We start from the raw sequence: 13799 nt of genomic DNA on the forward strand, positions 1-13799 counted from the left end.
GGAAGAGTGCCGACATCCTCTGACGTCTTCTCCAAAAGGGAGCCTCGAAGTACCTCTCAAAGGCAAATGAATAGAAAAGAATAGGGTTGAATACACCCCATGGTGCACTCAACCCTACTATATTGTTTAGCTTAGAACGATCTTAAACGGTGGCGATCTTATTTAGAATAATCGTAGATGCCATATCCCGTTTTACGTCCGAGCTGACCGGCGCGTACCTTCTTGCGCAAGAGAGGATGGGGGCGATACTTATCGTCGCCATACTCATTATGAAGCACTTCCATAATGGCAAGGCAAACATCAAGCCCAATAAAGTCTCCCAATTCGAGAGGACCCATGGGGTGATTGGCTCCAAGCTTCATAGCGGCATCAATCTCTTCTGCAGTAGCTACGCCATCAGCAAGTTCACCGATAGCTTCGTTAATCATGGGGATAAGAATCCTATTTACAACGAACCCGGGAGCTTCGCTCACACGCACTGCGGTCTTTTCGAGTTGTGCGCAAAGGTCAAGAACCACAGCGAGCACCTCGGGACATGTACATTGTCCGCTGATCACTTCTACCAACTTCATCTGAGGTACAGGATTGAAGAAGTGCATACCAATCACCTTTGCAGGACGATTCGTTACCGAGGCTAGTTCTGTAATACTCAGAGAAGACGTGTTGGTAGCAAAGATAGCTTCTGGTTTGATGATACCATCAAGATTGCGAAGCGTTGCCTTTTTTACCTCCATATCCTCGGAGAGAGCTTCAATAATGAGATCGGCGTCGGCTATATCTGCAAAGTCTTGTGTAGCCTTAATGTGAGCATAGTACTGAGCAGATTGTTCTTCTGTAATCTTACCCTTTTCTACGAGACGTGCAAAGTTCTTTTTTAGCTTGAGCATTGCCTTATCAAGAGACTCCTTGCTGCGTCCTTTCATTACGATATCCATATTGTGCTGAGCTGCGCATTGTACAATGCCTGCACCCATGGTACCGTTACCGATAACTGCTATTTTCATCTTATCTGTAGTATTAATTTTGAATACAACCTCCCAAGAGGGGGAGAATGTTCATCCTTTTGATTTAGAATTGAGGTTTACGCTTCTCCAAGAATGCGGACATCCCCTCTTGTTGATTGGGATGTGCAAAGGCAAGACCAAAGAGCGTATTCTCTGCTGCAATGCCTGTGTCAATGTCGCTTTGTAAGCCTCTATTGATAGCCTCTTTGGATAGGCGCACCGCATTGGGCGATTGGGATGCAATCTCTTGGGCAAGCTCAAGAGCCGTATTTACAAGCACCTCTGGCTCCACAACCTGGTTGACCAAGCCTATGGCAAGAGCTTCGTCTGCCTTGATAACTCGACCCGTATAGATCAATTCTTTTGCTTTCCCTACACCAATTGTACGAGGCAATCGCTGAGTGCCACTAAAGCCGGGTGTAATACCCAAGCCAACCTCAGGCTGTCCAAACTTTGCCTTAGACGAAGCAATACGGATATCTGCACTAAGAGCCATTTCACACCCACCTCCCAAACAAAATCCATTGACGGCTGCAATAACCGGCATTGGCATTAATTCGATCGTGCGAAATACTCGACTACCCAACGCTCCAAAGTCTTTAGCCTCGGATGGAGAGAGTGAACGCATCTCGGCAATGTCGGCTCCGGCAACAAAAGCGCGCCCCTCCCCGGTGAGGAGAAGGACGCGGATTTCCGTATTACTAGCGACTTCGTGCAAAGCCTGTTCTAGCTCCTCCAATACTTTACGAGAGAGCGCATTGAGGCTTTCTGGTCGGTCGATTGTAAGCGTTGCTATAGCACCATTACAATCGAGACGAATTGTAGTGTACGAAGTACTCATAGCAAATCTTTTTAAGCGGGATTAGCGACCCGACTTAGCAAGTTCTACTTTCAGCTTTTCGTTCAGAATGGGTACAATCTTGTGGAGGTCGCCTACGAGACCAAGGTCTGCAACTTGGAAGATAGGAGCGAACTTATCCTTATTGATGGCGATAATGTATTCAGACTCTTCCATACCTGCAAGGTGCTGAATAGCTCCAGAAATACCCAATGCGAGATAGAGATCAGGACGAACAGTCTTACCTGTCTGACCTACCTGACGATCGTGTGACATAATGCCTGCATCAACCATTGCACGAGAAGAAGAAACTTCTGCTCCGAGGGTTGCTGCAAGAGCGGTGAGCTTTTCGAAACCATCGTTGGTTCCAACACCACGACCTCCTGATACGAGAACGTGTGCTTCTGTAATATCGATGAGGTTCTTTTCTTCACGCTCCTTACGTACTAAGCGAACGCGGCACTTCGATTCGTCAAAAGGTACTTCTACCTTTTCTACTTCCCCCTTACGAGAGGGATCGCTTCCCTTTCTACGCATCACGCCGGGACGCACTGTAGACATCTGAGGACGATGTTCCTTACAGATAATCGTAGCCATGAGGTTACCACCAAAGGCGGGACGAGTCATGAGAAGATTACGATCTTCGTTGATCTCAAGAGAGGTACAGTCTGCTGTAAGACCGGTGTGCATACGTGCAGAGAGGCGAGGACCAAGGTCACGACCTATCGTTGTAGCTCCTAAGAGGAATATCTCGGGTTTGTATGTATTGAGGAGGTGCGTAATAGCTTGTGCGTATTGCTCTGTTACATAGTCTTTGAGGAGATCGTGCTCAACAAGGAGTACGCGGTCTGCACCAGCAGCAATGAGCTCTTGGCTGAGGTTTGCTACATTCTGTCCGAGAAGAACAGCTGTAACCTTTTCTCCAATAGAGTCTGCCAATTCACGTGCCTTACCGATTAGCTCGAATGCAACGTTCTGAACTACACCCTCACGTTGTTCCGCAAAGACTTGAATTCCTTTATATTGTTCCTTGTCCATAGTATGCATTAGATAATGAATTTCTCTTTGAGTTTTTCGATAATAATATCGGCAGCTTCTTCCGGAGTGATCTCATCGTGGAGAGTCCCCATAGCCTTAGCTCCCTTGGTAAATGACTTCTTAACGCTCGTAGGAGAGCCCTTAAGACCCAAACGTTCGGGATCCACGGGGAAGCTATCGGCATTCAATTCAACAATTTCTTTGTCGAAGGCTTCCATGATACCACGTACGTTCATGTAGCGAGGTTCGTAGGCAGAAGCAAGGAAAGTAAGCATACAAGGAAGCTTTACTTCGAGTACTTCGTGACCTTCTTCTACATTGCGACGAACGGTCAATAGGTCCTTACCATCGAACTCAACGTTCTCAACATAAGTAACCTGGGGGAGGTCGAGTTGCTCAGCGATCTGAGGACCAACTTGTGCCGTATCCCCGTCGATAGCCTGACGACCAGCCAAGATAATATCATACTCAAGAGTACGAAGAGCTTGAGAGAGGGTGTAGCTTGTTGCGAGGGTATCAGCACCACCAAAACGACGGTCTGTTACAAGATATCCCTTGTCTACACCCATAGCGAAAGCTTCGCGGATGATTTCCTTTGCTTGAGGAGGTCCCATCGTAATACAGGTTACCTCAGCACCAAACTTGTCTTTGAAGAGAAGGGCTTGCTCTAGCGCACCCTTATCATCGGGGTTCATAATGCTAGGTACCCCATCACGGATGAGCGTTCCTTTTACGGGATCGAGCTTAATCTCAGTTGTATCGGGAACTTGTTTGATACAAACAACTATTTTCAACATCTATAGTCCTCCTTCTTATTTTAATAGGTTTGCAGAAATAACCATGCGTTGAACTTCGCTGGTTCCTTCGTAAATCTCTGTAATCTTGGCATCGCGCATCATACGTTCAACAGGATATTCGCGAGTATAGCCATAACCGCCATGGAACTGTACAGCCTTAGTTGTTACCTCCATAGCTGTCTCTGCACAGAAGAGCTTTGCTTCGGCTGCAGCTACAGAGTAGGGGAGTTGGGCATCCTTGAGCCAAGAGGCACGACGGATGAGAAGCTGAGCACATTCGATGCGAGTTTGTAGATCTGCAAGCTGGAATTGTGTGTTTTGGAACTTGGCAATGCTGCGACCAAACTGCTTACGTTCCTTAGTGTACTTAACAGTTTCGTCCATAGCACCGCGGGCAATCCCTACAGCTTGAGATGCGATACCAACACGACCACCATCGAGGGTCTTCATGGCAATCTTGAAGCCACCGCCGATTTTGCCGAGGAGGTTTTCTTTGGGAACAATGCAGTTCTCCATAATAAGCTCACACGTAGCAGATCCACGGATACCGAGCTTAAGCTCTTTCTTACCAATGCTAAAGCCGGGCATATCCTTTTCTACAATAAATGCAGAAATACCATGATTACCTTGGCTCTTATCGGTCATTGCAAAGATGATGTACACGTGTGCATACTCAGCGTTGGTGATGAAGATCTTAGTACCATTGAGTACCCAGTGATCACCATTGTCTACAGCGAAGGTTTGTTGAGCAGAGGCATCTGTTCCGGCATTGGGCTCTGTGAGACCAAATGCGCCGATCCACTCACCAGAGGCAAGCTTGGGTAGATACTTCATTTTTTGCTCCTCAGTACCATGCTCAAGGATAGGAGCACAACACAAAGAGGTGTGAGCCGATACGACCACCCCAGTGGTAGCACATACACGGCTTAGTTCCTCTACAGCCATAGAGTACATTTGATTGGTTGCACCGGCACCGCCATATTGAGTAGGAATGGGGATCCCCATAATACCCAACTTCGCCATCTTCTTAACTGTTTCGATGGGGAAGCGTTCTTGTTCATCAATCTCTGCAGCTAAGGGTTTTACTTCCTTCTCTGCAAAAGCAGTGATCATCTGCAAGAACAGTTGCTCTTGTGGAGTTTGTGAAAAATCCATAGTGATTTATTTGATTCTTAATAATAGTCTCTCTTCTCATTGGCGCATTGGGCGCAAATCTTCCGCAAAGATAATAGAAGCTTCTGTAGCTGCAATAACTTCCTCGCGAGTAAAGTGCTCATTAAGCTCCGTTACTACCAATCCCTCACCTTTGCGTACCTCAATCACACACATTTCTGTGATAATCAAATCTACTTGTCCCTGTGCCGTAAGAGGGAGACGGCATTTTTTGAGAATCTTTGGGGCTCCTTTGGCGGTATGCTCCATGGCAAGAATTACTTTACGAGTACCTACGAGGAGGTCCATTGCTCCCCCCATACCCGGCGCTTTTTTACCCGGGATAATCCAGTTTGCGAGGTCTCCGTTTTCATCCACTTCGAGAGCTCCCAAAATACTTACATCCACATGTCCACCACGGATGATCCCAAACGAAGTAGCACTATCGAATGTAGCGGCACCCGGTACCGCTGTAATAAAACCGCCTCCGGCGTTGGTCCACTCTGCAGACTCTTCTCCCTCTTTGGGAGCAGGTCCCATGCCGATCATTCCATTTTCACTCTGGAGCATTACCTCAACATCGGCTTTAAGGTAATTGGGAACCATTGTCGGTAGTCCTATACCGAGGTTAACTACATCTCCATCTTTTAGTTCGAGAGCTACACGCCGTGCAATAGTCTCTCTTATTTCATTCTTGTCCATGGCTATATGCTTTTAATTGATTCTTCTTTTTGTCTTGTTCAGAGATTTACTTTTCTACTAACCCTTCTTCCATACGACGGTGGAGCTCCTGTGCTATATAGGATGCCACATCGTCGGCAAAAGTATTAGCACCAAAACCTGCATCATACCCGAGTTCTTTGGCAAGCTCATGCGTAATACGCGGACCGCCACAAGCCAATATAACCTTATCTCTCAGGCCTTCTGCTTCGAGAAGCTCTACGAGTTCTGTAAGGTTTTTGATATGTACATCTTTTTGTGTTACGGTCTGTGATACGAGTAGAGCATCGGCTTTGTAATCAAGGGCCTTGCTGATAAACTCTTCGTTGGGCACCTGGCTTCCGAGATTGAGAGCCTCGATCATGTCGTATCGCTCCAGACCATAATGGCCGGCAAATCCCTTCATGTTCATAATGGCATCAATACCCACAGTGTGAGCGTCGGTACCTGTACTTGCTCCTATAATGCGGATAGGACGACCTATATTCGTACGAATAAAATCATCCGTCTCGCCCATATCCCAAGTGGTAGTTTCTACTTTAGGAACATAAATATTAGAGTAGTCTACCGTGTGACTACAATTGCCATAGCAGTTGAAGAAGGTAAATCCATTGGTAAGTTCCTTAGAGAAAACTACCATGGGGTTTTGTAAACCCATCTCTTTGAGTAGTAGCTTTGCTGCTTCTTCTGCTTCTGCACCGATGGGTACAGGTAGAGTAAAACTCAGCTGTATCTTACCATCGTTCATTGTATCTCCATAGGGCTTTACCTTCGCTAAGTCTAGCGTGCGGTCAAAGTCCTTTTCTTCCATCGAATATAATCCACCACTCATAGCTTACCCTCTATTCTAAAGTTTTTCATCAATTCAATCGTTGGATTGTAGTAATGATCTCCCTTGGAAGCAACACCATCCAACCCCTTTCCTCCATCAATAGGACGCTTTACATCAGCGAATGTACCCTTAGAAAGGGCGGTAAAGATACCCTGTTGATTGATTTCGTCTAGGAGGTTAATTGTTTTGTCTAGGACCAAACGTGCGCGGGTTTGCATGATTCCCCCTTCCTTAAACTCTACATCTTCGCCAATCGATCGCATATTATTGAAAATATAACGCGCGTTTTCGATAGAGAGGTAGCGGTCGCTCATGAATGGGGTATGGATAGCCTCTGTAGGCATCCCAAGGAGTTGAAGGCCTTGATGTGTCCAGATCCCAATCATATTAAAGAGAGCGTCTTGTATGTGGCCACGGAATATATTCCCTGTCATAAACTTCGTAGGAGGCATATATTTGAGCGGAGCCTTAGGGAATATCTCCCTTGTCATCTGAGCTTGAGCGAGCTCATAAAGGAAGCCATTCTCTAGCATAGGATCCATCTCAAAGGCATGCCCAAGTCCCATCTGCTCCTCGGGAAGACCTGCTTTTAGAGCAAATTGCTCATTAATTAGGTCGGAGGCAAGTACGGTGTGGGCTTCTTCCACAGCATCTGCCGTAGTGAGGTAATTGTCTTCTCCGGTGTTGATGATTACTCCGGCAAAGCCATTGATAACGCGACTCATGTACTGGTCTACAAGAGTACGTTGCATATTGATGTCTCGGAATAGGATACCATAGAGAGCATCATTGAGCATAACATCAAGCCCTTCGAACGCTCCCATGATGGCAATTTCGGGCATACAGAGCCCGGAGCAGTAGTTACAGAGACGGATATAACGTCCAACTTCTTCTCCCACTTCATCCAAAGCCTTACGCATGATGCGGAAGTTTTCTTGAGTAGCAAACGTACCTCCGAAACCTTCTGTGGTTGCTCCATAGGGTACATAGTCGAGCAAACTTTGTCCCGTGGTGCGGATAACCGCAATAATATCGGCCCCCTGGCGAGCTGCTGCCTGAGCCTGCACTACGTCTTCGTAGATGTTGCCTGTAGCTACGATCACGTATAAATAAGGCTGAGGTCCCTCGCCTATGGTACGAAGATACTCTTCACGGCGAGCTCGCTTAGCGGCAATTTTCTTTATCCCCTCTAGGATATAGGGTTCTAAGGTATTAGCTACACCCTCTTTATCAAGCGATGGATAGCGTTTTAGATCTATAGTTCCCTCTGCTACACCTTCTGCCACCTGCTGGGGATTTTTCCCCGTTGCTGCCATGGCATTGGCTATATAAAACAGAGCCCCATCCGATAGAAGTTTATTCTCGTGAAGATGGTTTACAACAACATTTGGGAGGGGAACTCCATTGGCATCAACATCGTCAATGCCGATAAAGCGACAGAGCGTACGTTCTACTGCCACCGTAGTGTACCTATCTACAAACTCTTGTACCTCATTGGCAATCTCGCGAGCTGTATGACGGGCGCGTTCTACTTTAGAGAAGTCTATCCCTACTTTACTCTTATTCATTCTCTATAAGTTCAATTTTTCTTTACAGTACTGGAGCAACTCTTTATCAATACCCAAAATCTCAGCAATACGTACAGCCTCGTGTGGGGCTGTATCTGAGGAGTCTTTGATTAGGGAGTAATCAATGTATTTGTTTAGCTTATTTACTTCGAGAGGGAGTTGCAACCTCTCTTCTATAAATCCACGCACTCTATATCTGCAACAAGGTGCTGATATACCGCTATAGTGTGTGGTGATAACGGAGCGTACATTGTACTTTGCAAATAGCCTCACGAGGGCGTCCACGAGGGCGCAGCCTTCGTCCGGATTTGTAGTGCGGGCAGGTTCATCTATCGGAACCAAGAGGACACTGCCAGCTTTAATGGCTTGCACAATGTTATTGAGACGCAAGACTTCGGCACCAAAAGAGGAGAGTCCTTCGTTAAAGTTTTGGCCGTCTCCTATAGAACTGATGATGTAATCTACAACAGCAATCTTAGCTTCCCTTGCCGGTACATAAAAGCCGTATTGCATAAGAGCTTGTGCCAATGTAATAGCAGAAAGCAATACACTCTTTCCTGCCATGTTAGCTCCTGTTATAAGGGTTGGATGCGCGCCAAAGCGAATGGATACCGGCTGGAAGTGCTCTCCACGTTCTGCCAGTTTTTCAGCGACTTCCGGGTGAATTAGATCACAAAAATTAGTCTCTGAATCTGCCGATAAAGGGGTAGGGCAGCAGTAGTGATGCTCATAAGCCCAGCGAGCCTTGGCCAGCAAAAGATCGTCCATTGCCAGAGCTCCAAGTACGCGACTAAAGTCATCGGCAAAGGGGGCTAACTCTTTCGTCAGACGGCGACGCACCCGATCCTCTTCCTGAGCTGCGGCCATAGCTAATCGGTCTCGCTCTTCGTCCGTTTCAGCTCTCTCTATCTCTTTTCGTTGCTGCGCTAAGGTGGCACTATAACCATCAGAGATAAAGAAAGAGGGAAGACGCTCTCCATCGATATCGAGGATAGAGAGAGGAGCTTCTAAAGAGGGCATATCTTCCAATTGAAGAGAATGCATCTTTGCTAAGCGACTCACTTTGGCTGCAACCAGCGCAAGGCACTTAAGCTCATAGAAATCTACATCACTACAACTGCTACGCCGCTCTTTTAGTAAAGCAATAGAGCCGGCTATATTGCGTACATCTTGCAGTAGAAGATGTAACTCTTGCAGCCCCTTGTTACTCTGTTCGTCCTCTAAATACTTATAGAAGCGCGTTACTTTTTCGAGGCGTTGCAGTATATTTTCTCTACTCGAAGTCCAAGAAGTCTCTAGAAGAGCCTGCCTACCGGAGGAGGAGGCCAGCTCTAGCGAGTTTACAACAAAGCGAAGACCCGCAATAGACTCTATACTATTCCGCAATACATTCATAACCGACATACATCATATACGGGTACACCCAACGACTCTTGCAAGCGTGTACACATCTTTTCAGAATCAAGCCGATAGCCGGAGGGGGCTAGGGGATTAAAGGTAACAGCCATGAGCTTAGTGCCATAGAGCACGCGCAATTCCTTCCCCGAAGAGAGATACTTGTCGATGGCAAGAGGCGAAGCGAACAGACGAGTAAAGTCTCGTACTACAAGCATTCGATGGCTATCTATCACTCTGAGTTTCTCCAAAAGAAGATCCGAGACTACGCCTGCAACGAAAAGGGTATCCCCCCGTTGCAACCATTCCACATCCTGCCAAATTCGATCCGACAGGGCAGAAACAAATCCTGTCTCAAAAACATTCCCCTCAGCATCAATCACAAACATCCCTCTCTCTGCATCTGCGAGATTCTCTGCAATAGCTCTTGACGGAAACTCCGGCAGTTGTATAAGCCGATAGAGATGGTGTGTTTTGCGGATTAACTCTTCCGGTTGTACACTATAAGCTGCCCCTGTTGCTAGAATCATTCCTTCTGACACGGAGGGAGCAGCTAGGCTGATACGAGATAGGGCGCCATCGATAATGGTTAGATCAATGTTCCTATCTCGCATCTTCCTTATAATGTGTTTCAAACCTCCTGTTGAGGCAGGGCCTGCAATCAGTACCTTGCCTGTTCCCTTAGACCTTGCATAGATGGCTCGACCGAGAGAAGTGGTGTATTGCTCATCGATACCTACCACCTCCGCTGCAACCATCTTGTTACGATAAAACTTTTCGGCCGTAACAAAGAGAGTGCCGGGGTGTAGACAAATCTCGGGTTTATCGGTTTGAGTTACTTGATCCCGACGCTCCCCATCAATACCAATAGAGGTCAATGCCAAACTTACTTGGGGATACTCTTCCCACAAACGACGCAAAACATAGTTAAGACATTCCGTCTTTCCTGTGTTTTTTGCCATTCCTACGATGGAAAGACTACGCAGCTGAGTAAGGCCTGATATAAAAGGCATTGATGGAGAGAGAAACGTGATTATTTACCTTCTTGACGCTTGCGGTTGCGTTCTTTACGAGCCAATTTACTAGGCTCGATGGCAAGCTGTTGCCCGGCAAGCAGAGCTGCCACACCATCCTTGCGTTGCTTTTCGCACTCGGGACAATGGCACTCTTCTTCGTAATGAGCAGGCTCTGTATAGGTGGTAAGTACCCCTTCGTAATTGCGAAGTACAACCCGATTAGGAGCCTGAGATACGATATAATTGGGCATAACGGGGATCTTCCCTCCACCACCGGGAGCGTCTACCACGAAAGTAGGAACAGCGTATCCGGAGGTGTGCCCACGAAGGTTTTCTATGATCTCAATACCCTTAGATACGGGAGTACGGAAGTGACCAATACCACGAGACAAGTCACATACATAGATGTAGTAGGGGCGTACACGAATCTTTACCAACTCATGTACCAACTTCTTCATTACGTAGGTGCAGTCGTTAATCCCTCGGAGCAATACCGTTTGGTTACCAAGGGGTACTCCGGCATTGGCTAGTCGTTCGCAAGCAGCCTTCGACTCTGCCGTAATTTCATTGGGGTGATTGAAATGTGTGTTGAGCCAAATGGGATGATACTTCTTGAGGATTTCCACTAGCTCAGGAGTGATACGCTGTGGCAAAACTACGGGAGTACGAGAGCCAAAGCGGATAATTTCCACATGATCGATAGCACGCAAACGCTGCAAGATATACTCGATCATAGAGTCGCTAACCATCAAAGCGTCTCCTCCGGATAGTAGCACGTCTCGTACCTCGGGGGTACGTTCGATATATTCTATAGCCTTATCGATTCGCTCACGAGGTGATGCCGCATCTTTTTGTCCCGCAAACCGACGACGTGTACAATGGCGACAATACATTGAGCACATGTCTGTAATTAAGAACAGTACACGATCGGGATAGCGGTGTGTAAGCCCCGGAGTAGGAGAGTCTTCATCCTCACTTAGAGGGTCAAGTTGGTCTTCTTCGCTAATGATTAGCTCGTTGGCCGTAGGTACAGACTGCTTACGTACGGGGTCGTTAGGGTCGTTGGGATCTATTAAGCTAAGGTAATAGGGGGTGATAGCCATACGGAGGCTCTTGAGAGACTCTCGTACTCCCTCCTCTTCTTCAGGGGTGAGAGTAACATACTTTTTGAGATCATCGAGTGTCTCAATCCGATTCTTCACCTGCCAATGCCAGTCGTTCCACTGTTCATCGGTTACGTCAGGGAAATAGTATTTTCTTCTACTTTCGTTCATTTCGGAGATATTCTTGAGATAATATCTGAGGTTGCCTTAAAGGAGGAAAGAAACAAACACGAACCCTCCCTAGTAGGGAGTTACTCTCGAAGTTGACCTCAGTACCTTAATTGTGAGCCGGGCAGCGGAGGTAAACAGATGAGCAAATGAGGGGGAGAACCCGCCCCAAAAAAGAGCGTGATTGCTTTGGAAACAGATGTAGAACCTCCCCTCTCTAGGAGATGCCCTACATCTATCTCTCTAGGTCAAATTATGCGTAAAGATCGGTAAAGATCTTACGGAGAGCTTCGTTTTCTCTGAGTTCTTGTAGCGTGATTTCGGCATGACCCTTTGTATAGCCATTACCTACAATCATCGTAACGTCGCTACCAACACCTTCTGCACCAAGAGCAGCCTTGGTAAAGCTGGTTGCCATAGAGAAGAAGTATACTACACCATCGTTTTTGGTGCAGAGGATACTTGTCATCTCTGTATCGGGGATGTTTACATTATTGATTGTAACATCGCACATTTGGCCACCTGTTAGCTCAGAGATTTTTTCCATTACATGTACGGGTTGAGTAGCATCTGCTGTAAATACAGTGTGGCAGAAGCCGAGGGCTTTGAGACGGTCTGCGCTCTTTTGAGAGTGGCAAAGACCGATTACCTTACCTGTAACACCGGCACGCTTCATGGCTTCGTAGCAGCAGAGCATACCGCTCTTACCACCGGCACCAATGATCAATACTGTATCGCCGGGCTTTACAAGCTTAGCTGTTTGAGCAGGAGCACCAGCCACGTCGAGAGCAGAGAGAGCTAGCTTTTCGGGAAGGTCTGTAGGGATCTTAGCATAGATACCGCTTTCGAAAAGAATAGCCTTACCATCAATGTCCACTTGGTCTACATCAGGGCGAATTTCCTTGATCTTATCAATGCGAAGGGGAGTAAGCGATAGAGATACGAGAGTAGCAATCTTATCTCCTTCTTTGAGATCGATTTTGCCTTTGAGAGCATCACCAATCTTCTCAACAGTCCCGAGGAGCATACCACCAGAACCTGTTACAGGGTTGCGGTGCTTACCTTGCTTTTCTACGATGCCGAGCATGATTTCTGCGATTTTTGCCTTATCGCCGCCGGCTTGCTCGTGGATCTGTGTAAAGCTAGCAGAGTCAATATTCAAGGTTTGTACATCAATGAGAATCTCGTTGTCGTAGATCTCATCCATGTTGTTGTCAATCTTGTTGGCAGGCTGTGGAAGTACGCCTTGAGGATCGAGTACGCGGTGCGTACCGTATTTGTTGCCTTTTTTTTGCATAGAGCGAATTATATTGAATTAATCGTTTTAATGATAAATAACTACTTGAGAGGATGAAGAGAGAGGATGGCACGAGCTTCGGCAGGCGAGGCGATCTCACGACCCAATTCACGAGATAGACGCACCACTTTTTCTACCAACTCTCCATTAGAGCGAGCAAGCACTCCACGAGAAATATTCAGATTGTCTTCAAAACCAACGCGAACATTTCCCCCCATTACGATGGTGGGAGCGGCCAATGTGAAAGCACTGCGGCCAATACCTGTGGCAGTCCAAGTAGAACCTGCGGGGATGCGATTAACCAGCCACACAAGATTTTCTACTGTTGCAGGAGTACAGCCCGGAACGCCCAATACGAAGTTAAATTGCATAGGATCACCGGGAACTTCGCCCTTGGTAGCCATACGTAAGATGGTATCCAAGTGTCCCATTTCGAAGCATTCGTACTCGGGCTTGATATTATTTTCGAGCATTCTCTTCCCAAAGGCGCGCATCATGGGCATGGTGTTTTCGAAAACTTCGTCTCCAAAGTTACATGTACCACAATCCAATGTTGCCATTTCGGGGAATAGCTCTGTGGGTTGCAAACGCTCTTCTGCAGTCATCCCTACAGCTCCTCCGGTAGAGGGAATAAGAATAACATCAGGGCAAGCCTCACGCACAGCATCCATGCATACTTTGAAGCGATCTCGGCTCTGAGTGGGCGTTCCATCATCTTCGCGTACGTGGATATGTACAACGGCAGCACCGGCATCGTAGGCGCTTTTGGCCTCACGCACAATCTCTTCTACAGTATAGGGTACCGCAGGATTCTGTTCTTTGGTTACCTCTGCACCACAAATGGCAGCTGTAATAATGAGTTTTTCCATAC

At 47.0% G+C, this 13799-nt stretch carries 13 protein-coding genes; all 13 read right to left on the reverse strand.

The window, feature by feature from the left end:
* Nucleotides 1-158 precede the first annotated feature (158 nt).
* Nucleotides 159-1004, reverse strand: a complete 846-nt coding sequence (locus ACTTHR_RS00815; RefSeq protein WP_040581068.1) for a 3-hydroxyacyl-CoA dehydrogenase NAD-binding domain-containing protein — start codon at nucleotides 1002-1004, stop codon at nucleotides 159-161.
* Between the two features lie 64 nt (nucleotides 1005-1068).
* Nucleotides 1069-1845: an enoyl-CoA hydratase-related protein gene (locus ACTTHR_RS00820; RefSeq protein WP_442604834.1), complete on the reverse strand. Its 777-nt coding sequence runs from the start codon at nucleotides 1843-1845 to the stop codon at nucleotides 1069-1071.
* A gap of 21 nt (nucleotides 1846-1866) precedes the next feature.
* Complete coding sequence (locus ACTTHR_RS00825; RefSeq protein WP_442604835.1) at nucleotides 1867-2880, reverse strand: electron transfer flavoprotein subunit alpha/FixB family protein; 1014 nt, start codon at nucleotides 2878-2880, stop codon at nucleotides 1867-1869.
* Nucleotides 2881-2888: 8 nt separating this feature from the next.
* A complete protein-coding gene (locus tag ACTTHR_RS00830) occupies nucleotides 2889-3674 on the reverse strand; it encodes an electron transfer flavoprotein subunit beta/FixA family protein (RefSeq protein ID WP_040581076.1) in 786 nt (261 codons plus the stop codon).
* An 18-nt stretch (nucleotides 3675-3692) separates the two neighbouring features.
* Nucleotides 3693-4832 carry an acyl-CoA dehydrogenase gene (locus ACTTHR_RS00835; protein WP_004334333.1) on the reverse strand — a complete coding sequence of 380 codons (1140 nt, stop codon included), beginning with the start codon at nucleotides 4830-4832 and terminating at the stop codon, nucleotides 3693-3695.
* Nucleotides 4833-4868: 36 nt separating this feature from the next.
* On the reverse strand, nucleotides 4869-5531 hold the full coding sequence (locus ACTTHR_RS00840) for a 3-oxoacid CoA-transferase subunit B (RefSeq protein WP_442604836.1): 663 nt from the start codon (nucleotides 5529-5531) through the stop codon (nucleotides 4869-4871).
* 46 nt (nucleotides 5532-5577) lie between these two features.
* On the reverse strand, nucleotides 5578-6381 hold the full coding sequence (locus ACTTHR_RS00845; protein ID WP_004334313.1) for an OAM dimerization domain-containing protein: 804 nt from the start codon (nucleotides 6379-6381) through the stop codon (nucleotides 5578-5580).
* The gene (locus tag ACTTHR_RS00850) at nucleotides 6378-7949 is read right to left on the reverse strand and encodes a lysine 5,6-aminomutase subunit alpha (protein WP_004334103.1); all 1572 of its coding nucleotides are present in this window, start codon (nucleotides 7947-7949) and stop codon (nucleotides 6378-6380) included. Before ACTTHR_RS00850 ends, ACTTHR_RS00845 begins: the two co-directional genes overlap by 4 nt.
* Before the next feature lie 3 nt (nucleotides 7950-7952).
* Nucleotides 7953-9344: a MutS-related protein gene (locus tag ACTTHR_RS00855; RefSeq protein WP_442604837.1), complete on the reverse strand. Its 1392-nt coding sequence runs from the start codon at nucleotides 9342-9344 to the stop codon at nucleotides 7953-7955.
* Nucleotides 9341-10306 carry a hypothetical protein gene (locus tag ACTTHR_RS00860; RefSeq protein ID WP_442604838.1) on the reverse strand — a complete coding sequence of 322 codons (966 nt, stop codon included), beginning with the start codon at nucleotides 10304-10306 and terminating at the stop codon, nucleotides 9341-9343. The genes ACTTHR_RS00855 and ACTTHR_RS00860 overlap by 4 nt, the downstream gene beginning before the upstream one ends.
* Before the next feature lie 71 nt (nucleotides 10307-10377).
* Complete coding sequence (gene ablA, locus ACTTHR_RS00865; RefSeq protein ID WP_281676929.1) at nucleotides 10378-11634, reverse strand: lysine 2,3-aminomutase; 1257 nt, start codon at nucleotides 11632-11634, stop codon at nucleotides 10378-10380.
* 250 nt (nucleotides 11635-11884) lie between these two features.
* Nucleotides 11885-12928 carry a zinc-binding dehydrogenase gene (locus ACTTHR_RS00870; protein WP_442604839.1) on the reverse strand — a complete coding sequence of 348 codons (1044 nt, stop codon included), beginning with the start codon at nucleotides 12926-12928 and terminating at the stop codon, nucleotides 11885-11887.
* 41 nt (nucleotides 12929-12969) lie between these two features.
* Nucleotides 12970-13797 (reverse strand): 3-keto-5-aminohexanoate cleavage protein, encoded by an 828-nt coding sequence (locus tag ACTTHR_RS00875; protein WP_442604840.1) that lies wholly within the window; start codon nucleotides 13795-13797, stop codon nucleotides 12970-12972.
* Nucleotides 13798-13799 lie beyond the last annotated feature (2 nt).

This window comes from Porphyromonas endodontalis (genome assembly GCF_052173515.1).
Taxonomy (GTDB): Bacteria; Bacteroidota; Bacteroidia; order Bacteroidales; family Porphyromonadaceae; genus Porphyromonas; species Porphyromonas endodontalis_A.